The sequence below is a fragment of the Hydrogenovibrio sp. SC-1 genome (assembly GCF_002848135.1).
GTDB lineage: Bacteria > Pseudomonadota > Gammaproteobacteria > Thiomicrospirales > Thiomicrospiraceae > Hydrogenovibrio.
In genome coordinates this window covers 17,813-42,290 of the sequence record NZ_PKGB01000006.1, presented here as the reverse complement: position 1 = coordinate 42,290, position 24,478 = coordinate 17,813, and the positions used below count along the sequence as shown (strand labels likewise).

The 24,478-nt window shown below is 43.7% G+C and carries 19 protein-coding genes; 12 read left to right on the top strand and 7 right to left on the bottom strand.

The window, feature by feature from the left end; genetic code table 11:
- Positions 1-20 precede the first annotated feature (20 nt).
- Positions 21-2,498 carry an EAL domain-containing protein gene (locus CYQ88_RS04750; protein WP_101840207.1) on the top strand — a complete coding sequence of 826 codons (2,478 nt, stop codon included), beginning with the start codon at positions 21-23 and terminating at the stop codon, positions 2,496-2,498.
- Positions 2,499-2,533: 35 nt separating this feature from the next.
- Here the strand turns inward: CYQ88_RS04750 and CYQ88_RS04745 are convergent, their stop codons facing one another.
- Positions 2,534-3,304 (bottom strand): heme ABC transporter ATP-binding protein, encoded by a 771-nt coding sequence (locus tag CYQ88_RS04745; RefSeq protein WP_101840206.1) that lies wholly within the window; start codon positions 3,302-3,304, stop codon positions 2,534-2,536.
- Positions 3,305-4,369, bottom strand: coding sequence for an iron ABC transporter permease (locus CYQ88_RS04740; protein ID WP_101840205.1), 1,065 nt, complete (start codon positions 4,367-4,369; stop codon positions 3,305-3,307).
- Positions 4,370-4,469: 100 nt separating this feature from the next.
- Here CYQ88_RS04740 and CYQ88_RS04735 point away from each other — a divergent pair, with 100 nt between their 5' ends.
- Positions 4,470-4,988, top strand: coding sequence for a HugZ family protein (locus tag CYQ88_RS04735; RefSeq protein ID WP_101840204.1), 519 nt, complete (start codon positions 4,470-4,472; stop codon positions 4,986-4,988).
- Between the two features lie 16 nt (positions 4,989-5,004).
- Here CYQ88_RS04735 and CYQ88_RS04730 read toward each other — a convergent pair whose 3' ends face one another.
- Positions 5,005-5,775 carry a sulfite exporter TauE/SafE family protein gene (locus tag CYQ88_RS04730; protein ID WP_101840203.1) on the bottom strand — a complete coding sequence of 257 codons (771 nt, stop codon included), beginning with the start codon at positions 5,773-5,775 and terminating at the stop codon, positions 5,005-5,007.
- Positions 5,772-6,920, bottom strand: coding sequence for a tRNA (uridine(54)-C5)-methyltransferase TrmA (trmA, locus tag CYQ88_RS04725; protein ID WP_255408751.1), 1,149 nt, complete (start codon positions 6,918-6,920; stop codon positions 5,772-5,774). The genes CYQ88_RS04730 and trmA overlap by 4 nt, the downstream gene beginning before the upstream one ends.
- Before the next feature lie 258 nt (positions 6,921-7,178).
- Here trmA and CYQ88_RS04720 point away from each other — a divergent pair, with 258 nt between their 5' ends.
- A complete protein-coding gene (locus CYQ88_RS04720; RefSeq protein ID WP_101840201.1) occupies positions 7,179-8,423 on the top strand; it encodes a diguanylate cyclase in 1,245 nt (414 codons plus the stop codon).
- Between the two features lie 51 nt (positions 8,424-8,474).
- Here CYQ88_RS04720 and CYQ88_RS04715 read toward each other — a convergent pair whose 3' ends face one another.
- Complete coding sequence (locus CYQ88_RS04715) at positions 8,475-8,858, bottom strand: DUF302 domain-containing protein (RefSeq protein ID WP_101840200.1); 384 nt, start codon at positions 8,856-8,858, stop codon at positions 8,475-8,477.
- Positions 8,859-9,256: 398 nt separating this feature from the next.
- Here CYQ88_RS04715 and metH point away from each other — a divergent pair, with 398 nt between their 5' ends.
- The 9 genes from metH (at position 9,257) to recF (ending at position 22,988) form a co-directional block, all read left to right on the top strand.
- Positions 9,257-12,976: a methionine synthase gene (metH, locus tag CYQ88_RS04710; protein WP_101840199.1), complete on the top strand. Its 3,720-nt coding sequence runs from the start codon at positions 9,257-9,259 to the stop codon at positions 12,974-12,976.
- Between the two features lie 103 nt (positions 12,977-13,079).
- Positions 13,080-13,457 (top strand): cupin domain-containing protein, encoded by a 378-nt coding sequence (locus CYQ88_RS04705; RefSeq protein ID WP_101840198.1) that lies wholly within the window; start codon positions 13,080-13,082, stop codon positions 13,455-13,457.
- 2 nt (positions 13,458-13,459) lie between these two features.
- Positions 13,460-14,659 (top strand): class II aldolase/adducin family protein, encoded by a 1,200-nt coding sequence (locus CYQ88_RS04700; RefSeq protein ID WP_101840197.1) that lies wholly within the window; start codon positions 13,460-13,462, stop codon positions 14,657-14,659.
- A gap of 32 nt (positions 14,660-14,691) precedes the next feature.
- Entirely contained in the window at positions 14,692-16,275 is a 1,584-nt protein-coding gene (gene lsrK / locus CYQ88_RS04695; RefSeq protein ID WP_101840196.1) for an autoinducer-2 kinase, read from the top strand.
- Between the two features lie 20 nt (positions 16,276-16,295).
- On the top strand, positions 16,296-17,084 hold the full coding sequence (locus CYQ88_RS04690) for a sulfite exporter TauE/SafE family protein (protein WP_101840195.1): 789 nt from the start codon (positions 16,296-16,298) through the stop codon (positions 17,082-17,084).
- Positions 17,085-17,300: 216 nt separating this feature from the next.
- Positions 17,301-18,722 carry a chromosomal replication initiator protein DnaA gene (gene dnaA / locus CYQ88_RS04685; protein ID WP_101840299.1) on the top strand — a complete coding sequence of 474 codons (1,422 nt, stop codon included), beginning with the start codon at positions 17,301-17,303 and terminating at the stop codon, positions 18,720-18,722.
- A 110-nt stretch (positions 18,723-18,832) separates the two neighbouring features.
- On the top strand, positions 18,833-19,939 hold the full coding sequence (dnaN, locus tag CYQ88_RS04680; protein ID WP_101840194.1) for a DNA polymerase III subunit beta: 1,107 nt from the start codon (positions 18,833-18,835) through the stop codon (positions 19,937-19,939).
- 135 nt (positions 19,940-20,074) lie between these two features.
- Complete coding sequence (locus tag CYQ88_RS04675; RefSeq protein WP_199170159.1) at positions 20,075-21,697, top strand: hypothetical protein; 1,623 nt, start codon at positions 20,075-20,077, stop codon at positions 21,695-21,697.
- A gap of 166 nt (positions 21,698-21,863) precedes the next feature.
- Complete coding sequence (recF, locus tag CYQ88_RS04670; protein ID WP_101840193.1) at positions 21,864-22,988, top strand: DNA replication/repair protein RecF; 1,125 nt, start codon at positions 21,864-21,866, stop codon at positions 22,986-22,988.
- Positions 22,989-23,010: 22 nt separating this feature from the next.
- On the opposite strand, the gene dtd is transcribed toward recF, so the two are convergent.
- Both dtd and pip read right to left on the bottom strand, forming a co-directional pair.
- A complete protein-coding gene (gene dtd / locus CYQ88_RS04665) occupies positions 23,011-23,460 on the bottom strand; it encodes a D-aminoacyl-tRNA deacylase (RefSeq protein ID WP_101840192.1) in 450 nt (149 codons plus the stop codon).
- Between the two features lie 9 nt (positions 23,461-23,469).
- Positions 23,470-24,459, bottom strand: coding sequence for a prolyl aminopeptidase (gene pip / locus CYQ88_RS04660; RefSeq protein ID WP_101840191.1), 990 nt, complete (start codon positions 24,457-24,459; stop codon positions 23,470-23,472).
- Between the last annotated feature and the right edge of the window lie 19 nt (positions 24,460-24,478).

Below are 24,478 nucleotides of genomic sequence, written 5' to 3'. Positions count from 1 at the left end.
CCCACTTTAAGCACCGATTCATGAATAAAGCTTCTTTAAACGCCAAAATCTCTTTTATCGTCCTGATTTCGATTGTGGCCACCATGGGTATTATTGGCGTGTATTTTGATTTTTTTCTTAAAGAAAATTATGAAAAGCAAACCCGATTAAAATTTCTGTATGCAGAAAACCGGGTTGCTACGGATATTGTCAATACTCAGACCAAACTGGAAGAAGGGATTGACTATATTTCCAAGGATCAAGCACTGCAAGCTTCTATCTCTCTCGTCAATAATTACCAAGATAAACAGAATTACAATGCGATTTTGCTCGATGAAGAAAAGAAAATTATTGCCGAATTATTACTGGAAAAGGTTAAAAATGCGTTAAACCACTACATTTCTCTATATGACCACAATGAAGAATTAATTGCCTTTGTTTATGAAAATAAAAATGGCTATACACTCAATTTTGTTTCTTATGAAAACGGCCAAAAATGGCTTTTTAGTAAACATGAACTGGATGACGCTTACCAAAAACATCCCTATGAAGCACCTCAATCCATCAAGTTTAAACACTTCTCATATTACACTCAGCCTCAACTCCTACATGGCAGCCTAACCACTTATCACTTTCTCGATAGCAGCCTATATATTATTGGACACGAAAGTATTTTTAAAGACCATTCAAAAGAGACCCTAGCTCATATTGAAATGGCAAGTCGTTTAAATGCAAGCTACTTTGAAACGGTTTCAAAAGAACTCAATGTCAACTTGTCAATTTCAACTAATCCGCAATATAAGCTCCTTTCCCAGCCGTTACTGACTGCAAAGCAACGACATACCAACTTTACTGAGTCACACCAAGGCTACCAAGCTATCTACAACCTCACCACAGAGGATACGCCTCTTTATTTATTGCTAGAGTGGGACAAAACCTTTTTAAACCAAACCTTGTCGGATAATCGCCAACAATTAATTTTATTTTTATTATTAATTATTTCTGTCGCACTTTTAACGGCATACCAGTTCCTTAAAGCCCGCCTATCAAACCCTATCGATTCGCTGATGCGACAAATCAATAAAATCAAGCAAGGCGACTATAGTAGTACGCCACTGGTCAAAACAGGGGATGAGCTTGAAGATATTTCTTTTCAAATTAATGAGTTGGCATCTACCGTTAAACGCCGTGAATCTGAACTGAAAAGCTCCCATGAACACCTAGAATTTGTTTCTACCCACGATTCGTTAACCACACTGGGGAATCGCAGTTTATTTAGTCTTGAACTCAACTATGCATTGAAACTGGCTAAACGCCAATCGCACCCCTTAGCATTATTGTTTTTAGATTTGGATCAATTCAAACAAATTAACGATACGCTGGGACATGATATTGGCGATGAACTCTTGCAAAAGGTGGCGAACCGCTTAGATAACACGCTACAAAAAAGCGATGGCCTCGCGAGAATCGGTGGTGATGAATTTAATGTGTTTACCACTCGCTTTCATTCCAGAGAATCACTTGAAGAAATCGCTCAACTTATTATCGACTCATTTCATCAACCTTTTAAATGCTCCGAACACGAAATTAATATTTCTACCAGTATTGGTATTGCCGTTTATCCTGACCATGGAAAAGATGCCCTGACCTTGACTAAAAATGCCGACTTAGCCATGTATATGGCAAAAGACAATGGTCGCAATAATTTTAGCTTCTATTCAAAAGAACTCTCCGACTCGATTGAACGACGCAGTGACATTATCCAAGCACTTAAATTCGCCTTAAAAAAGGACTCGGAATTCCATCTTCACTATCAACCGAAGATAGATGTCCATAGTAAAAAAGTGGTTGGGGCAGAAGCCCTCCTTCGCTGGAATAGCGCAATGCTTGGGCAAGTTCGTCCTGATGAATTCATTCCAATTGCCGAAGAAACCCACCTCATTATTGAAATCGGTCAGCGGGTACTTAACCAGGCCTGTGCTGACTGGGCTCTTCTCCAACAAGCGGGGTTAAAGCTCAATCAGCTCAGTGTGAATGTATCCAATATTCAATTGCAGTTTAGCGATATCTTGACGACCGTTCAAAATAGCTTAGATGCCAACCAGATGCCTGCAGAAGCACTGGAACTAGAAGTGACCGAAAGTTATATCGCTACCAATGAACAATCTGCTATTCAAACACTCGGGGAATTTAGAAAGATGGGGATTGATTTGGCCATTGATGACTTTGGTACGGGGTATTCTTCTATGAATTACTTACAACAACTGCCCATTACTCGACTCAAGATCGACAAATCTTTTGTTGATGAAGTGCCTGACTCCAACGAAAGTGTCGCGGTGGTCAATGCGATTATGGCTTTGGCACAAACATTTGACTTGAAGGTCACGGTCGAAGGATTAGAAACACAAAGGCAATTGGCCTTTTTTGAAAAACGACGCTGTCATGACATTCAAGGCTATTTTTTCTCAAAACCCCTACCCTTTTTGGTGTTCCAAGATTTTATCAAAACTCACGGTTAAGCCACAACGGACTTGTCGCTAACTTACAAAACCGATTAGATAGGGGCAACCATTGGCCAACCATGAGAGTTTTGGTGAATCTGAACTTCAATACCATACACCTGAGCAATGTGCTGTTCGGTAATCACCTGCTGCACACTCCCTTGGCAAACCAATTTTCCTTGGTGCATTAAAACTAGATCATCGGCATATTGCGCTGCCAAGTTTAAATCGTGTAACACCATAATCACGCCTACCCCACGCTGGGCAACCCAGTTTTTTAGCAATTTAAACACTTGGTGTTGATGTGCTAAATCTAAGTGGGCAGTACACTCATCAAGCAATAAATATCGGCAGGCAGATTCGGGTTGAAAACCAATTTGCGCAAACACTCTGGCCAATTGCACTCGCTGCTGTTCGCCACCAGAAAGCGTTAAATAATTACGATGTGCCAGCTCTGTCATATCAAACCAAGACAGCGCCTCCATCACTTTACTCTGCCGACTAGAAACGGAAAACTGCTGAATCAAGCCCATTTCGACCACTTCCGAGACTAAAAAAGGGAAATCCAATTGAATGGACTGCGGCATGACTGCCCGATGAGTTGCCAGAACTTCTGGCGTATAGGTTTCAAGAAAATCTCCGGCTAGGGAAACTTGAGGTAATGCCTCGATCAAATCTCCCGCTAGGCTTTTTAACAGCGTTGTTTTGCCTGCGCCATTCGGCCCCAGTAAAACGACAAGTTTACCGGGAGCAAAGGTCATATCCAGGTCTGACAGGATGCATTGGTGATTCAGTTCAATTGACAAGTGATGAGTACGTAACATTTAAAACCCTACTCTCGGTCGACGCTGCATCAGCAACCATAAAAAGAAAGGGCCACCAATCGCAGACATAATAATACCAATCGGAATCTCTGACGGGGCGAGTAGGCTACGTGCAATCAAATCAGCCCCTAAAACCAGCAATGCGCCAACCAGCGCACTGCCAGGCATCACCCATCGGTGGTCGGGTCCTGTCAGGGATCGAACAATATGCGGTGCCACTAACCCAACAAACCCAATCACACCACTGACTGAAACGGCCGCGCCCACCGCTAATGCCGTTAAGCCGATAACCATCCATTTAAGCTGCTTAACGTTATACCCCATGTGCTTTGAAACCGCTTCACCCATTAAAAAGGCATTCAGCCCTCTCGCTGAAAATGGCAACCAAATGACTGCCAACAAGATGGGCACAGAGACCATGCTAATCGAAGACCAATCCGCGCTTGCTAAGGATCCCAGGCTCCAAAAAGTCAGTGAGCGTAATTGCTCGGCTGAAGCAAAATAACTTAAAAGTCCAATTGCAGCACCTGACATTGCATTAAGTGCCACCCCTGCCAGCAACATCAACCCCACATCGGTTCGACCATTTCGGGTAGCCAAACGATAGATTAAACTGGTCACTGCCAGCCCTCCCAAAAAGGCGGCTAAGGGTAAAGCGGCAGCACCTAAATAACTGAGCCAACCATGGAACCAAGTCGCTCCCAATACAATTATCATTACGGCACCCAGAGCGGCACCGCTGGAAACGCCCACCAACCCCGGATCGGCTAAAGGATTTCGAAACAACCCTTGCATTGCGGCACCAGAAATGCCCAGGCCTGCTCCGACCAAAATTGCCAAAACAACCCGTGGCAAACGAATTTCGGTGATAATCATGGCGGTTTGTGGCTGATCTGCTTGACCGATTAAGCTAGCCAACAGGTCATAAGGAGTTATGGACATGGCTCCAATTGAGAGGGAATAGAAAGCCAAAACGAAAAGGAACACTCCAAGCCAAAACAGCAACCAGGGTGGATTTTTCAAAACAGTTGATAGGGGGTTGTTAGATTCTGTCAGCAATGGCATTCCTTCGGAGCGGCTGTTGCGTTAAAATTGGCGTTAACTTGGCAAGCAACCTTTCACAGTTAAGCCTGCTAACTTCAATGTCGTAAACTTTTGGAATGCCATGAAACCAGCGCTCAATCAAATTGCCAATGATTTCCATGCCTTTATTGGAACATTCCAATCGGCTATTTTAGCAACAGTCAACGCGACTGGCACGCCTGATGCCAGTTATGCGCCGATTCTCCAACAAAATGGCCATTTCTATATTTTTATTTCTGAATTGGCACAGCATACCGATAATTTAATGAAGACACCAGCAGCGAGTTTATTGTTTATTGAAGCAGAAGAAACTGCCAGTGACCTGTTTGCACGAAAACGGGCAACGCTCAAAGTTTCAGCCCGTGCAATAGAACGAACAGATGCAGACTGGTCAAAATTGATCGATGCGATGGAAGCCCAGTTAGGTGAAATGATTTCAGTCTTACGAAATTTAGCTGACTTCCATCTTTTTGAACTCACGCCAACCCAAGCCAACTTTGTAAAAGGGTTTGCGCAAGCTTATGAATTGGATGGCGAGATGCTTCAAAATATTCAACACCGTAAAGCAAAAGGCCATCGATCCACGACGTCAAGCAAATAAAGGGATCAATAACCGCTTAGGCCATTAACCCACTGATATTCTGCCAAAAAATAAAGCCGCCCATCAGCACCAAAAAGACAGCAAACACCTGCTTTAATAATGACTGATTGACCAAACTACTGGCCTTATGTCCTAACCAACCACCAATGACACCAATCAGTGAAAACAATAAGATAATGTGCCAATCAATACTGAGTGACTGCGCTTCTAGAACCTGCAAATAAGCCACAAACCCAACGAGCGATTTTGCCGCAATAATGACCAAACTGGTTCCGACCGCCAATCGCATGGATAACCCACCCAATAACACCAGAGCCGGAATAATTAAAAACCCACCGCCAACGCCGACCAAGCCGGTAATGGCACCAACAATTAAGCCATCTAGTCCAATTTTATAAAATGCCCGTTCAGATGTGGGTTCATCGTTTTCATCCAAATTCACCGGTTTAAACATCAAATAAGCTGCTGATAATAGTAAGGCCGCAAACACCAACATTTGAAGGGTACTGCTCACATAATGCGCGCCCCAAGCACCCAAAGCCGCACCCAACATGCCCGGTCCACCAAATAGCAGCGCTGTGCGCCACCGAATCTGCTTTTGCATTGCATAAGGCAGTGCCGATGAAATACTGATAATACCGACAATTAACAAAGAACCGGCAATGGCAACCTTAGGGTCTTGCCCAACAAGGTAAATTAAAACTGGGACGGTTAAAATCGAACCACCAGACCCCAATAAACCCAAGCTTAAACCAATACAGAGTGCGCCCAACCAAGCCAAAATCATTGTGATTTCCTCTTTAAAAACACGCCACTTTCAATGTGGTGGGTGTAAGGGAACTGATCAAAAAGTGCGGTTTGAACAACTTCATGTGTTTTCTCAATTTCAACCAAATCTGTTGCGAGTGTTTCTGGATTGCAAGAAATATAAATAATATGATCAAATCGTGCCACCATTTCTCGGGTTAAATCATCCAACCCTGATCGAGGCGGGTCAACAAAGATGGTGTTAAAATCATAGCTGTTTAAATCAATGTCTTTTAATCGCCTAAAGGTTTGACCTTTTAGGGCAGAAGAAATTTCTTCCGCGGCCATTTTGACCACCGTCACATTGTGGGTTTGATTGGCAGCAATATTGACTTGTGCTGAAGCAACAGACGTTTTGGAAATTTCAGTGGCCAAAACCTGACGATAATGGTCGGCCAACGCAATCGAAAAATGACCATTACCACAATAGAGTTCAATCAAATCTCCATGCTTGTCAGGATTGGCAATCGCCGCCATTTTGCGCGCCCAATGCAACATATTCTGCGCCATTTGTGCATTGGGCTGAGTAAAGCTGTTTTCGACCTGCTGGTATTGAAAAGTTTGCCCATCCACTTGAAGTTGTTCGGTGACAAAATCTTGATCTAAGCAAATTTTTTGCTTTCTGGCTCGGCCGATAATATGGCTAATGGGCAAGGATGCCTTTAGCGCCTGAGCCGCTGCCAACCAATCTGGATCGGTTTGCACACCATTATGGGTTTCTAATTGCAGTGACCGACGATAAATCAATGTCACCAACATTTCACCACTCAAGGTCGCCAGAAAATCCACTTGAAATAATTTGCGTCTCAGCACGGGTTCCGCCACGATTGCAGTCATCAGTTTTGGCATTAAACCGGCAATGGATGCCAACACCATTGGGCATTCTTTTATCACCACTTTTTGTTTCGATTCAGTATCAAACATGATGTAGTCGGTTTGATCACCCTCATGCCAAACCCGGAATTCAGCTCGTGCCCGATAGTGAGACGGTGCGGAAGCAAAACAATCAAATGCAGGTAACTCGCCCAATAAATTCGAAAGGCGTTGTTGCTTCTCAACTAATTGATCGGCATATTGATCCGGGTAGGTTTGACATAACATGGTCAGAAAATCGTCTCTTTTCATTGGCATCCGTTTTTAACGGTGCTTTCATCAGGCGCTGAATTATAACAAAGTTCCAATGCCGATAGCGCCGGAGCAAGGGCTAAATATTACAATAACCCAATAACCGCTCTTTATTGATTCCCGTTTCCCTGCAAAACAACCAGGCCTGGTCAAAATGGATGCCAAATTTGGCTTGTTGGCCCCCTTTAAAAAATGTATAGTAAGTAGTTATTTTTTATTAGAAATTACAATAACAATACTGCACGAGTAACTCTGACAATGTCCTCCGATTCTTTTTTAATTATTGAAGACCAAAAATCGATCGCTAGCTTGCTGAAAAGCGAACTCGAAAAATTGACATCCCAACCTATTTATTTGGCGGATAGCATGGCCAAAGCCAAGCACATTATCGACTCCGGAAAGCAAATCACGGTCTGTCTGAGTGACCTACACTTAGCAGACTCTGCTAATGGCGAAATCATTCGTTATCTTAAAAGCCAACACATTACCACTGTGGTGTTAACGGGTTCCTTTAAAGAGGAAACCCGCAAAGAAATGTTCCGCTTAAAAGTCGCGGATTACGTCATAAAAGACACCCTAGCCTCCATTCGCTATGCCGTTGATATTACCCACCAGCTCTATAAAAATGCGCAACGTGACGTTTGGGTACTGAGTTCAACTGGACATAACAGTTCAATGATACTAGGGATGTTACGCAACCACCGTTTTAATGTCAGTTTTTATGAAAACGCTTCAGAACTTCTCACAGAACTTAAAAACACCACACCCAGCTTAATTGTATTAGACAGCGTGCAAACCCAAATCGCCAACAATTCTTTTGAGTTGACTAAAAAAGTTCGGAACCAATTTAGTCAAAACCACCTACCCATTATTGTGTGTGAAGACACCGAGAATATTACCGAAGCCATTAAACTGATGAAATATGGAGTCAATGACTTTTATAATATTAACTTCACCCCCGAAGAGTTTTATGCGCGAGTCAAACAAAATATCGAACAAGTCGAAAGCTATCAAGCCATTGAACGACTCTCTCAAACCGATGCTCTGACTGGACTGTATAATCGTGGCTATTTTTTCGACGCAGGTAACGGTTTACTGGAAAAAATTCAAAAGGAAGAAGGCTACTTCTTCACACTAATGGCCGACATTGACCATTTCAAAACGGTAAATGACACCCATGGACATCAAAAAGGCGATGAAGCGATCGTGTTTACTGCCCATACTTTACAAACGATTTTTGCCGATTATTTGGTGGCACGATTTGGCGGGGAAGAATTCTGTGTATTTGGCGCGATTGAAGACACGGATGAAGTGGAAGCCTTAACCGAAAAACTCCGGCACACAATTGAAACCGAGTCCGAACCACAAACTGGGGTGAAATTTACCATCAGTCAAGGCATGACCTACTCTGGCAATAGTTTAGATGATGCGGTGTCAAAGGCGGATAAAGCCCTCTACCAGTCAAAAGAATCTGGGCGAAATAAAGTCACCACCCAGTTCTAATCACGCAAGCTTGAATACTCAAACAGGAGCAATAGCTCCCAGTAGAAAACGCTACTTGAGTTGATCCATCATCGCTTTAAAAGTGGATTCAACTTCTAAGGCCACCGCCTCTAATTCTGGATCTGGATTGAGCATTTTCAGCATGGCCGCCGGTGCCATCATACTGATTTTGGTTTGACCCGCATCTTCATAAACCGCCATACGACAAGGCAATGCCATTGCCAAATCCATGTCTTTTTCCAACACAGCCTTGGCTTTTTTAGGATTACAAATCTCAAACACCTTTACGGCCTGATCAAACTCAACGCCCTTTTTCTGCATGGTTTCTTGCAAATCATGCACCGCAACAATGCCGAACTGGTGTTCAGGAACCACTGTCTCCATTTCACGACAAACTGTATCCACATCCTTATCCGTTGTAACAACGTACTTCATACAAACTCCTTATGACGATTAATTATTTTCTGAAAAAAGTCTAAATTAACTTTAATTCAAGTTACACGTCATCATAGTGGCCGCGGTCACTGTGTCAAGTTTAACGGAAGGATTGGGTTATAAAATCCCACAGAAAAAGGATGCAAATTCGTCTAACAGCCCCCGTTTTGATTGCGAAGGTTTTTCTCTCGCCTCCTCCAGACTAACTCGACAAGTCACTTGAGTGGACAAACTTGGACTAAACGCCTTGCCAAGATCGGTCACAGTTGTTTTTCGGCACCCCCATGTGTCAGCAGTGCTGGGTCAATTATTACGACATACCTTAAAAAGCTGATTGACATTCAAGCAACCTACCTTATGGTAAAATAGCAATTTTTCACTGTCTTAAGAGATGTGTTATGTCTGAATCCGAAAATCGTTGTGAGCGTATTGCCCAGTTAAAATCCTTATTAGCAGAAAGAATCGTGGTCTTGGATGGCGCGATGGGGACAATGGTGCAAAACCTGAAACTATCAGAAGAAGATTTTCGGGGTACGCTTTTTGCCGACTATCACATGGATATCAAAGGCAATAACGATATTTTGGCAATGACGCAACCGCAGTTGATTCGCGACATTCACCTCTCTTTTTTGCGCCAGGGTGTCGATATCATCGAAACCAATTCGTTTAATGCCACCACCATTGCCCAAGCCGATTACGATATGCAGGATCAGGTAACAGAACTTAATATCGCGGCCGCACGCGTTGCTCGTGAAGCCTGTATTCAAGCCGAAAATGAAGATGGCAAGCCCCGTTTTGTTGCCGGGGTGTTGGGGCCAACCAATCGTACCGCATCCATTTCGCCGGATGTGAACGATCCAGGTAAACGCAATACCCATTTTGATGAATTAGTCACTGCCTATGAGCAGGCCACGAACGGGCTGCTGGAAGGCGGCTCAGATGTCATTCTAATTGAAACCATTTTTGATACGCTCAATGCCAAAGCCGCTATTTTTGCGGTGAAATCCGTTGAAGAAGCGTTAGGAATTGAAGTGCCGATCATGCTGTCAGGCACCATTACCGATGCATCTGGTCGCACCTTGTCTGGGCAAACCACCGAAGCTTTTTATAATGCCATTGCCCATGCACAACCCCTCTCTGTTGGCCTTAACTGCGCCTTGGGTCCGGAAGAGTTGCGCCCTTATGTTGAAGAATTAAGCCGTGTTTGTGAAGCTTATGTGTCGGTTCATCCGAATGCCGGTTTGCCCAATGAATTTGGTGAGTATGATGAAACCCCAGAACAAATGGCCGCAGAAATCAAACACTGGGCTGAGCACGGTTGGATTAATATTATCGGTGGTTGTTGTGGTACAACACCAGACCATGTTGAGGCAATGGCCAAGGCCGCTTTAGCCTTTCCTGCTCGCCAACGACCAACCATCGCACCCGTTTGTCGTTTATCGGGATTAGAGCCATTAAACATTGATGAAGAGAGCTTGTTTGTCAATGTGGGCGAGCGTAACAATGTCACCGGTTCTGCTAAATTCAAACGATTGATTATTGAAGAAAACTACAACGAAGCGATTGATATTGCCGTCAAACAGGTTGAGGACGGCGCGCAGATTATTGATATCAATATGGATGAGGGTTTGCTGGATTCAAAAGCCTGTATGGTGAAGTTTTTAAACTTATTAGCCTCAGAACCCGAAGCATCGCGCGTACCGATTATGATCGACTCTTCGAAATGGGACGTGATTGAAGCGGGATTGAAGTGCATTCAAGGTAAGGGCGTGGTCAACTCCATTTCTTTAAAGGAAGGCGAAGAGGCCTTTATTCATCATGCTAAATTGGTGAAAAAATATGGTGCCGCGGCGATTGTCATGGCGTTTGACGAACAAGGTCAAGCGGATACACTGGCGCGCAAGATTGAAATTTGTGAACGCTCTTATCGCGTGCTCACCGACAAAGTTGGCTTCTTACCGCAAGACATTATTTTTGATCCCAATATTTTCGCAGTCGCCACCGGAATCGAAGAACACAATAATTACGGTTTAGATTTTATTCAGGCCGTGACTTGGATTAAAGCCAACCTGCCTTATGCCAAAATCTCCGGCGGGGTTTCCAATGTTTCTTTCTCTTTCCGCGGCAACAACCCCGTGCGAGAAGCCATTCATTCGGTCTTCCTGTACTACGCTATCAAAGAAGGCATGGACATGGGGATTGTTAACGCAGGGCAAATGGCCATTTATGATGATATTCCAGAGGCCTTACGCCTAGCCGTTGAGGATGTCATCCTAAATAAAGACCCTGAAGCCGGTGAACGTTTATTGGAAGTAGCTGAAACCTTCCGGGGTGATGGTCAGGTTGCTTCAAAAGTCTCTGACACTGCTTGGCGTGATACCACCGTTGAAAAACGATTAGAGCACGCCCTGGTCAAAGGCATTACTGACTATATTGAAGAAGATACTGAAGAAGCGTATCAGAAACTGGGCGCACCGATTAATGTGATTGAAGGTCCGTTAATGGACGGCATGAATGTGGTGGGTGATTTATTTGGCTCGGGCAAAATGTTTTTACCGCAGGTGGTGAAATCCGCGCGCGTGATGAAACGCGCGGTGGCTTACCTTGATCCTTATTTAGAAGCTGAAAAATCGTCTGGCCAGGTACAGGGTAAAATCGTCATGGCAACCGTTAAGGGTGATGTCCATGACATTGGCAAAAACATTGTCGGCGTAGTGCTGCAATGCAACAATTTTGAAGTGATTGATTTGGGAGTGATGGTTCCAGCCGAAAAAATCTTGGATACCGCAATTGAGCAGGGTGCCAATGTCATAGGACTGTCTGGATTAATTACACCATCCTTGGAAGAAATGGTGCATGTCGCCAAACAGATGCAAGAACGCGGCATGGATTTACCCCTGATGATCGGGGGCGCCACCACCTCTAAAGCCCATACTGCCGTCAAAATTGAACCGCAATATGATCACCCTGTGGTGTATGTTAAGGATGCTTCCCGCGCGGTGGGCGTGGCACAAAACTTGATTTCACGAGATAAAAAAGCCGAGTTTGCCGCTAAAATCAAAGCCGAATATGAAAAGGTGCGAGAAGATCGTAAGGCACGTGCCAAAATGGTAAAACGCGTTTCCATTAACCAAGCGCGTCAAAACCCAGCGTTAACTGACCAGGCCTGGGCAAATTACACCCCCGTTAAGCCGACCTTCTTTGGCAACAAAGTGCTTAATGACTTCCCCTTATCTGAATTGGTGAAACGCATAGATTGGTCGCCTTTTTTCCAGTCTTGGGAACTACACGGACTGTATCCGCGCATTTTAGATGACAAGGTGGTGGGTGAAGAAGCACGTAAGTTATTCGCCGATGCTCAAGAAATGCTACAGCAAATTGTTGATGAGCAATGGCTGACCGCCAAGGCAGTTTATGGTTTTTATCCTGCCAATCGTGTGGGCGATGATATTGAAATCTATACTGATGAATCACGTTCCGAAGTGATTGATACCTTCCATCATTTACGTCAACAAGCCGATAAATCTCGTGGCGGTGCCAATAATTGCCTATCGGACTTTATTGCCGAAAAAGGCAGCGGGGTTGATGACTATATTGGTTTCTTTGCAGTCACAGCCGGCGTCGGCATTGATGAGCATATCGCCGCCTTTGAAGCCAACCATGACGATTACCGTTCTATTATGCTCAAGGCTTTGGCCGATCGTTTAGCCGAAGCCTTTGCTGAAACCCTGCATGAATTGGTTCGCAAACAAGAATGGGGCTATGCACCTGATGAACAACTCGATAATGATGATTTAATTCGTGAGCGTTATCAGGGCATCCGCCCTGCTGCGGGTTATCCTGCCTGCCCGGATCATACTGAAAAAGGTAATTTATGGGCATTGCTTAAGCCAGATGAAACAATCGGCTTAGAGATTACCGAAAGCTTTGCCATGACCCCAACGGCAGCGGTTTCCGGCACCTATTTCGCCCACCCAGACTCACGTTATTTTGGTGTGGGATCGATTGGACGCGATCAGGTTGAAGACTATGCTGTGCGCAAAGGGTGGACAATCGAAAAAACCGAAAAGTGGTTGGCGCCTAATCTCGGCTATGAACCTGAAGACTTTGCCAATTAATACCCTATTTTGCATCAATCACCATCACGACTAAAATGGTAAACTTTATAAAACGTCTAACCGTATAACTGGCCAAATTCGGACTGGCCAATGGAGTATAACAATGTATATGACCCACGAAAACGAACACGAATACCGCTTTGAAACCCACGGCCCCAAATATTTAACGACAGGGCCTAATGTGGATTTAGGTGTAGTAGTAATTACCCCTGGTGAACATCACCCTTGCCATAAACATGTCATACAAGAAGAATCTTTTTTGGGATTGGAAGGTGAGTGTGCCGTTTATGTGGATGGTGAAAGAGTGGTAATCAAACCCGGCACCTATTTACGCTGTGATCCGAACGAAGCCCATTATTTCCGAAATGAAACCGACACCCCTTTTAAAGCGGTGTTTATCAAGGCACCACATCTAACTGAAAAAGATTCGGTTTATATTGATTGGGAACCGGGTCAACCGTTTGTGAAAGAAGAGGCGTAATTATGGAAAACCTGTGGAATGATGAAGATGCAGCGGCCTTCGACAATGATTTAGAGATGCGGGTTTATACCTCACGATTATTGGGAAACAATCCTAATTTGGTGATGCACGGTGGCGGCAATACCTCGGTAAAATCAACCGTCAATGGCGAAGACATTTTATATGTCAAAGGCTCTGGTTGGGATTTAGAAACCATTGAACCAGCCGGGTTTGCACCAGTCAAAATGAGTACTCTTCTGTCGATGGCTCAACAAGATCACCTCTCTGATACCGATATGGTGGCTCAACAACGCCAAGCGATGATTAACCCAGAAGCGCCCAATCCATCGGTTGAAGCGATTTTGCATGCGGTGATTCCATTTAAATTTGTTGATCATACCCATGCCGATGCCCTTGTCACCATTAGCAACACCCCTAATGGCAAAACTATTTTGCAAAAAATTTATGGCGACCGAGTACTGTTTGTCCCTTATGTCATGCCTGGGTTTATTTTGGCCAAAGCGGTTTATGAACAAACCAAAGACCTCGATTGGTCTCAATATGATGGTATGGTATTAGAACATCACGGTTTGTTTACCTTCAGTGACTCTGCCAAAACCGCTTATGACAAGATGATTGAATTAGCTGGCTTGGCCGAAAACTATTTACTTGAAAACACCCAACTGCCGAATCCACTACCAAGTGAAGGCGTCACCGAATCTTATTTATCAAAACTAACAAGTGCCGTCGCGCAAATCAAATGTCCAGAAGCGCCTGAAACCATTCTGGCAATGGTCAACCCGTTTTCCATTGCCAAAGCGCTTGCACAGAGGGATCTATCCGTTCTTAAGCAAGCCAGTGTGCTGACACCGGATCATATTATCCGCACCAAGCAAAAACCGTTAATTTTATCCGGCGATGAGGCATTGATAGACGAAGAACTGCAAGCCTATATCACCGCCTATCAGCGCTATTTTGATCAGTATCAAACGGGGGAAACCTGTCTCAATCCCGCGCCGAACTATGTCATTATTCAAGGTGAGGGAAGTTTGGCTTTTGGCAAAACCGAAAAAGAAGTCAGTATTATTCAAGACATCAACAACCATACATTTGAAGCGATACTACGGGCTCAAGATTTAGGCGGTTATGTGCCCTTATCGGATGCTGAGTTATTTGAAATGGAATATTGGGAATTGGAACAGGCGAAGCTCAAAAAATCCTAACCTCCAATAGAAATAATCAAGAGGACCCCTAAATGCAACCACTGTTATTGGCGATTGATGCAGGCACTGGCTCTGGCCGTGCGGTGCTTTTTGATACGAAAGGCAATCAACTAGGAGTAGGACAGGAAGAATGGCACCACATTTCTGAACCGGGGGTGGCCAACTCCATGCAATTTGATTGCGCCCAAAATTGGCAGTTAATTTGCCGTTGTATTCGTCAAGCGATGCAGCAAGCTCAGGCATCCGCGGACCAAATTCAGGGTATTTCTGCTACGTCCATGCGGGAAGGCATCGTGCTTTACAATGCCGACAATCAACCTATTTGGGCGGTAGCCAATGTCGATGCCCGTGCGGCGGAAGAAGTGAAATGGCTTAATCAAGCTTATCCCGATTTGGAAGCACAATTTTATGCCGCTTCTGGGCAAACTTTTGCATTGGGTGCTTTACCGCGTTTGCTATGGCTTAAAAAACATCACCCCGATATTTTTTCGCAAGCTCATAAAATGACCATGATCAGCGACTGGGTGTTAGCCGAGTTGTCTGGAGAGCTGGCCAGCGATCCATCCAATGCTGGCACCAGCGGTCTCTATTCCCTTGAGCAGCGTCAATTTTTACCAGGCCTGGGTAATTTTTCATCGATTCTAGCGGAACTCGCCATTCCAGAAAGTCTGTTTCCACCCTCTTTGGAAACGGGGACTCAACTTGGAAACGTCACGGCTAAAGCCGCTAAAGCAACAGGCTTAAAAGTTGGAACACCCGTGATGATGGGCGGTGGTGATGTACAACTGGGCGCGGCGGGTCTGGGTATCGTCGAATTGGGACAATCCGCTGTGTTAGGCGGGACTTTTTGGCAACAAGTGGTCAATATTCCGGCGACCACACCGCCGCCAGCAGATAGCTCAATCCGGGTCAATCCGCATGTGGTGCCAGGGCAATCGCAAGCCGAAGGCATTTCTTTTTTCAGTGGGTTTGTCATGCGTTGGTTCCGCGATGCCTTTTGTGAGTTGGAAAAACAACAAGCCCAACAACAAGGTTGTGATGTTTATCAACTCCTAGAAACTCAAGCCAAGTCGGTTCCGGTCGGCAGCCATGGCATCTTACCGATTTTCTCTGATACCATGAAATACGGCCATTGGATGCACGCCAGTCCCAGTTTTATTAATTTGAATTTAGATCCGAGCCGATGTAATAAAGCGGCTTTATTTCGAGCTTTACAAGAAAATGCCTGTATTGTCTCTGCATTGAATTTGAAAAATATTGAAGCTTTTTCTGGCATGCAAAGTGACACTCTCGTATTTGCAGGGGGAGCCAGTAAAGGCACTCTATGGCCACAAATTTTAGCCGATGTCACGGGTAAATCTGTCAAAATCCCGGTGGTCAAAGAAGCCACCGCCTTAGGTGCAGCTATGGCAGCTGGTGTTGGCGTGGGCATTTATACTTCTTTACCAGAGGCCGCAAAAACCATCGTCCAATGGCAAACCACTTATGAACCCAATTCCACCAATACAGCGATTTATGCGGACATCGCCCAACGCTGGCAAACCGTTTATGATAAACAACTACAATTGGTCAACGCGGGCTTAACCGAAACCATGTGGAAAGCACCAGGTTTATAAAAGGATAGCTTAAACCACATATGTTATTAGAATTCGGCCTTTATTTGGTTACCGGCATGATTGCAGGATTTTTTGCTGGCCTGTTCGGCATTGGTGGTGGGCTCATTATTGTGCCGGTATTAACTACCGTATTTGTGCTATTTCTGGACGGTGAACACTTGGTTCATCTTGCCATCGGTACCTCCATGGCAACCATTCTCATCACGTCTCTCGCATCGGTCAAAACTCACCAAAAAGCATCTGCGGTACGATGGGACCTATTTAAGACGCTCACCCCTGGTGTGGTGATAGGGGGCTTACTCGGCAGTTTAATTGCGCATCTAATCAGTGCCAATTTTTTAGCCAAGTTGTTTGCCATTATTGAAATGGCCATTGCCTTTAAGCTATTATTGAATATGCAACCCAGCCCACAAAGAACCCTATCAGGATGGATTGGTCAATCCAGTGCTGGTACGGTAATTGGCTGCCTCTCCACCTTGGTAGGAATTGGCGGTGGTACCCTAACCACGCCCTACTTGATTTGGCATAATGTTTCGATTCGTCATGCCATCGCCACTTCTTCAGCCGTGAGTTTACCCATTGCCTCAGCAGGGACACTGGGATTTATGATAAGCGGCTGGCAAGTGACCCAATTGCCAAATTACACAACTGGCTATCTCTATTGGCCAGCGTTTATTGGCATCACCTTGGCCAGTTTTTTCACGGCACCGATGGGTGCCCGTTTGACCCATCAATTACCCGCGAACACCCTGCGCAAAGCCTTTGCCATATTGTTATTTATATTAGCCATAAAAATGTTTTGGTTTTAATTTTTAACAACCACAGAATTAGCATAATAATCATTATGTTAATAACGATTATACTAATTTTATCCACAGCCTTTTTCAACAGGTTATCCACAGGCATGGACTAGGATAAAGTATTTTTACAGCGTATAATCTCTCTACAATTTTTGATTGCTCTTAATTATTTTGATTGGTCACAAACCATCAAACCAAACACCCTTGCATACTGGAAGTATTATTTTGACAAATCCTCTTTGGCCACAAGTGTTAAATCAGCTCGAATCGGTACTAAATAACCAACAAGTTTCAACTTGGATTCGTCCACTGGAGGCCGTTGAAGAAGAAAAAACCCTGCGTTTAATTGCTCCTTCTGGCTTTATTTTGGATTGGGTCAACAAGAAGCTCTTATCCCATATCAAGCAAGCCGTCGGCATGGTGGTTCCCGTTAACCCACCAGAAGTCGTGATTGAAGTGGGGGATTATGCCATTGACAGTTTTGATGAAGCTGACAACCAATTGCTACCGCAACCGTTAAAAGAATCCTCAAGATCTGAGCCACTTGATTCCTTGAAGCCAACCAATAAAAAGAATGTATCTAATGAAAACGCTGGGGCATCTAAGGCATCAACTAAGAAAAACATTAAACACAACTTAAATGCGAACTTTACCTTTGATACCTTTGTCCAAGGGAAGGCGAACCAATTAGCCGCAGCAGCCGCTAGGCAGGTAGCCGACAATCCTGGAGGCAGCTATAACCCTTTCTTTATTTACGGGGGCGTTGGCCTGGGTAAAACGCATTTAATGCATGCTATAGGGAATGACCTGTTAAAACGCAAACCCGGTGCCAGAGTCGCCTATTTACACTCAGAACGATTTGTTGCCGATATGGTCAATGCGCTACGCCATAACAAAATTGACGAATTTAAACGGTTTTACCGTTCTTTAGATGCGCTATTGATTGATGATATTCAATTCTTTGCCAATAAAGATCAATCTCAAGAAGAGTTTTTCCACACCTTCAATACCCTTCTGGAAGGTAATAAACAAGTCATTCTGACCAGTGACCGTTTCCCCAAAGAGGTTGACGGACTCGAAGACCGTCTAAAATCGCGTTTTGGCTGGGGCTTAACCATCGCAGTGGAACCGCCTGAATTTGAAATGCGAGTGGCTATTTTGATGAAAAAAGCCAGTGAATTTGGATTTTTACTCCCAGATGAAGTTGCTTTCTTTATTGCTAAACGTTTAAGAGGGAATGTGCGAGATTTAGAAGGTGCATTGAAGAGAGTTGGCGCTTTTGCACAATTTACCCAGCAAATGGTGACGGTTGCCTTGGCCAAAGAAGCGCTAAAAGATTTACTCGCCTTGCAACAGAAAATGGTCACACTTGAAAATATTCAAAAAACCGTCGCCGATTACTACAAGATTCGGGTAGCGGATCTGCTTTCTAAAAAGCGCACTCGCAATATAGCACGCCCCAGACAAATGGCAATGGCAATATCGAAAGAACTCACTAGCCACAGTCTGCCAGAAATTGGCGATGCCTTTGGTGGTCGAGATCACACGACCGTGTTACATGCAGTGCGTAAAATCAATGAACTTAAAGAAACAGATCATCGAATTGATGATGATTTCAACAGCCTAATTCGTATCATTACCAATTAAGATTAAGGTTGTTAGCTTAAACAATAAAAATGACCATAATTTCACCCAATTAATGCTGAAAATTGGCATAATTACCAAACCAAAATACTAAATCGCTTAAAGGGTTTCAAATGAAAATCAGTCTTTCACGAGAAAATTTGTTAAAGGTTCTCCAAACCGTCGGTGGTGTGGTAGAAAAGCGCCAAACAATGCCGATTTTGGCCAATATTTTATTGCAAATCCACCAAAATACGCTAACAGTCACCGCCTCCGACTTGGAAATTGAAACCCGAGCATCAACCGAACTGGAAAGTAGCGATGGCGATTTTAGTGTGACCTTGCCGGCTGTCAAACTGATTAGCATTGTAAGATCTTTACCAGATGGATTAACGATTCTGCTCGATTTTGAAGATATGCGCTGTCAACTGTCTGCGGGTCGTTCACGCTTTAAACTGTCAACCTTGCCTGCCGATGACTTCCCCACCATTGATTTAACCCAAACAGAATTATCTTTTTCTATTGCACAGTTCCAACTCAAACAAATTCTGCACAACACGGCTTTTGCCATGGCAGTACAGGACGTGCGCTTTTACTTAAATGGGATGTTATTTGATATTAGCAACCAAACCTTACGTGTTGTTGCAACCGATGGTCACCGGCTGTCTACTTGTTCAACCCTACTAGAAACTGAAGGATTAACCGCAACACAGGCCATCTTACCTCGCAAAGGGGTTATGGAATTGCAAAAACTGTTATCTGAAGATGACAGCTTAATTTTGTTTTCTTTGGCCAAGAATTATTTAACCGTTCAACTAGAAGAAACCGTTTTCACCTGCAAATTAGTTGATGGCCGTTTTCCAGATTTTAATCGCGTTTTACCGCAACACAATGATCAAATTGTACAAACCGATCGAGAATTGCTTCGTAGCTTATTGCAGCGTGCCGCCATTCTATCCAATGATAAATTTAAAGGCATTCGCCTAGCTCTTAGCCCCAATCTTTTAGCCGTGCATGCTCAAAACTCCGATCAGGATGAATCTCATGAAGATATGGCTGTCGACTACAATGGCTCAGAAATGGAAATTGGATTTAATGTGAACTATCTTCTAGATGTATTAAATTCAATGCATGAACAAACCGTTAGCTTGTATGTGAAAGATGCCAACAGTAGTTGCATGGTCGATACCCAAAATGAGACTTGTCACTGTCAGCATGTCATTATGCCAATGAGATTATAGTTGATAAATTCAGAGTTGATTCAGAAAGCACCCGTACACTACAAATAACAATAAAAAAAATAATATAAATATTTGATTGCACTTTGGACGTTTTAAAACAATCAGGTTATTCCAAATTAATGCAAAGGTGTCACCATGGAATCAAAAAATTCATTACTTTTAACCAACCGAAATTTGTTTAGTGTCGGTGTCCGTCTGGTTAAATTTGCTTGGGTGATTGAAATACTCGCCGTAACCATCGGCTTCTTGATTTCCATTATCGTCGCCTATTCTGTCTATGACGAACTCAACCGTCATGATGGTGCGGCCTCTTTTGGCGATTATGCAAATATCCTTGTTGCAGGCTTACCTTTTGTATTAGTTGCCGTAGTAGAAGCCGCTAAAATCCCTACCGCAACAGCCATGATGTATGCCCGTCATATTCGCTGGCGTATCCTGTTATTTACAGGATTAATCATGTTGGCATTCATTACCTTTGAAACCATGTCGAATGGCTTTGAACGGAACTTTGCCGGACTCAACCTATCTATTGATGAACAAAAAAATGAATCTTTATTGTTAGAAAACCAAATCAAAGATTTAGAGCGCCGTAAAAAAGAAATTAATACTATTGATCCGGATCGCGTTGACAATCAATATAATAAAACCGTCGAAAAGGCCAATCAGAATTACTACCGCGCGCTTCAAGTTGAACGTCAGCACATTAATAAGCAATTGCAAAATTTAAAAGATGACTATGAACCCGCCTATAAAGCGCAAATTCGTGAATTGGAAACCAAGAAAAACGAAATTTATGAGTCTTGGGATGAAGAACGGGTTGCGCTTCAAAAACGTTTAAGAACATTATTAAACCAAAATGTATCAGGAGCGAGTTCTGATAAGGATAAACTACAAAAAGAAGTTGATGATTTAAAAGCGGAAATGAAACAAAAATTAGCGGAAGCCAGTTTCTTAACCAAGGCAACGGTAGAAGAAAAATACCGCAACCTCATTAAAGAAAAAGAGCAACGTTTATATAAATTAGCGGACTTTGCTGCTGGTTCTTCAGCCTTGACTCAACAAACGCAGACCGAACAGCAGCTACAAGATCAATTGCAAATATTAGGCAAAAACTTCCAGAAGCGCATTGATATGGTTCAGAAACGTATTGATGAATTGGAAAATGAGCTGAATGAACGCAGACGCCATGATGAAGAAATGAGAAAGAAATATCAAAAAGAATTCAAATCTTATTCTCGTCAAGTCGCCAATAATAAGCAAAGCATCATTAATCGAATGGAGAAGGAAAAGAAACAAAAACTCAACGAGTATCAGTCCATCCAAGAACAGGTCAAGGCGATAGATACGCAGATTTTTGAAATTAAAAAGAAACAGACCGTCATCGCCCACAAAATTAATCGGTTAGTGAACTCAAACCAAATTTATCGTATGGCTGCCTATATTGACGATAAGGAAAATGCGATAGAAGTACCGAAGAAAACGGTTGGCTTGGTGGCATTGGTTTGGTTCTCATCCTTAGCCTTTATCTGTGCGTCAACCGGTATCTTCCTAGCTGTGTCGGGTATTTATTTACAAAAAACCTATGCAGAAAAAGAACAAGAAGATCAAGAAGCCGAAGAAGCCAAATTGGCCAAACAACCGGAAGCTGAAAAAGCTGAAATGACTCAACCAGTAGACGATCAGCAGAACCCAGAACCCAGTCCTGAAGAACCAGAACCCGTTACTTCAGATCAACCCACTGACACGCAACCGCGTTAAATTTAAAAAGAAAGGCGCTTAAATAAGCGCCTTTTTCAATTGAAAACCCGCCTAATGCTCACCTTTCTAGGGCAATTAGACCATGAGTCCTGTCCATCATTTTATAACTGGTTGATCCCCTCTAAATCCATTACAATGACGTCTTTTAGTTTCATGAGAGACTCGCTTGTCTAAACTGACAACCCTAAAGCTGCAACATTTCCGAAATATTGACCAGGCCTGTTTAGAATTTGGCGAAGGATTGAATTTAATTGTCGGCGATAATGCTGCAGGCAAAACAGCACTCATCGAAGCCTTATGGACGTTGGCATCCGGACGCTCTTTTCGTACCGCAAAACCCCAACAATTGATCCAATTTGAACACCATGAACTGGTCATTTTTTGTCAATTAGTTGAACAGGAACAGACCTTCAACCTGGGATTAAGTCGTCAGCCCGATAAACTGACACTCAAGCTCAATGGCGAAACCTTAAAAACCCAAGCCCAGTTATCCGCCCATTTACCGTTACAACTACTGACCCCAGAAAGCCATCGATTACTTGAAGAAGGCCCTAAAGCACGACGCCAGTTTATGGACTGGGGCTGCTTTCATCAATTCAAGGCATTTTTACCAGCATGGCGACATTATCAACGCGCTTTAAAACAGCGTAATCACGCTTTAAAAAAACAACTACCAGCCCAACAAATTCAATTATGGGATGGTCCTTTAATTGAGGCTGCCGTTGAGATAGATGAGATGCGTTCCGACTATATTGAGCAATTAACGCCTTTTGTCAAAGAATTTTGTCAAGCCCTGATGCCAGAGCTTGAAGCAGAACTAGCCTGTCAATATTTGGCTGGTTGGCCGAAAACGATCCATGCCAAACCAGTCGATGGCTTTGCCGATGTGATTCACCAGCAATTTGCCAAAGATCAACTCAATGGTCACACGCAATATGGCAGTCACCGATCTGATATTAAATTTAAGTTTGGTGGGCAGGAAGCCATGCTAACCTTGTCTCGTGGACAACAAAAGTTATTTGTGTGCGCACTGTTACTGGCTCAGGCCTGCCTGTATCAAAGTACCAGTCATCATTCGGTAATTATGTTGATTGATGATTTACCAGCAGAACTCGATGCGCACCATAGAACCACCTTACTCAAGTTGCTCGATGTCCTCGACATCCAACATATTTTGACCAGCACCTCTACAGACTTGATTCCAATTTTAAATGCTCAAAAAACCCGAGTTTGGCAGATTAATAAAGGCCGAATTCATCAAACGATGCCAGACGACCCCACAAACACGTAAAAACGACCAGGCCTGGTAAAATTTAGGTCTCTAACCAAAAGGTCACAGGACCATCATTGGTTAAAGTGACTTGCATATTGGCGCCAAATTCGCCCACTTGCGGCGAACGATAGATTTGTTCAACCTGCTTAATAAACTGTTGGAAGAGTGAATTGGCTAATTCAGGTGCGGCAGCGGTATGAAAACTGGGTCTCAACCCCTTTTGAGTACTGGCAGACAAGGTAAATTGTGGCACTAATAACAACTCTGCACCTTGCCCCTGACAGGCTTGTTGGATATTGAAATTCATTTTGTCAGCGTCATCTGCAAACACACGGAAGTGCAGCAGTTTATGCGCCATTTTTGATAAGGTTTGCTCATTATCATGCGGCTGAAACCCACACAATACCACCAATCCAGTCCCTATGGACGCCACTTGTTGGTTTTGGACTTCGACCTGACCTTGGGTCACCCGTTGCAATAAACAAATCATCTTGTGGCCTCAACTCAAAGCCGGATCAAACCAATCAATTTCATCCGCTAATCGATCCATAATAACCACCAATTGGTTGGCAATTTCGGGTTCAAATGCTGAGTGCCCAGCATAGTCGCACAGATGCAATTGTGCCTTTGGCAGAACGTCAGCTAATTCAAATGCTTGATTAACCGGACACACCATATCATACCGACCCTGCACGATATGAATGGGTAGGCTTTTAAGCGGTGCATAATATTTTAGAATTTGATCCGGTTCCAAAAAAGCATTATGCATAAAATAATGGCATTCAATGCGTGCCATGGCGAGCGCATGAAATGGATCGCCAAAATGATTCACCAAATCCGTATCAACATGCAGAGTGGATGTTCGCCCTTCCCAAATGGACCAGGCCTCTGCCGCGCTCATGCGTGCGATTTCATTATTCCCAGTTAACAACTCATAATAACTTTCAATGATATTATCGCGTTGATGCTCAGGAATCGGCGCAATAAAATCTTGCCAGTAATCCGGAAAGAAACGATCTGCGCCCTTTTGATAAAACCATTCGGTGTCTTCATGTCGGCATAAAAAAATGCCTCTCAATACCAACGCTAACACTCTTTCTGGATAAGATTCGGCATAAAGTAGACCCAAGGTTGATCCCCAAGAGCCACCAAACAAGACCCAACGATCAATCTTTAAATGACGCCGAATTTTTTCAATATCCTCGATCAAATGACCGGTGGTATTATTGGTTAAGCAAGCATGAGGGCGAGATTTGCCACAGCCTCTTTGATCAAACAGAATAATGCGATAGATTTGAGGGTCAAAAAAGCGCCGCTGAATCGGACTGCTGCCGCCTCCCGGCCCACCATGAATAAAAAGCACAGGCAATCCATCTGGATTACCGCTTTCTTCGATATAAAGGGTATGAGTGAGATCCACTTGTAAGAAGTGCTCACTAAAAGGCATCTGAGGTGGGTAAAGTGTCTGCTGTAAAGAATCATTTGTCATGCATAAATTTTAGCGCACT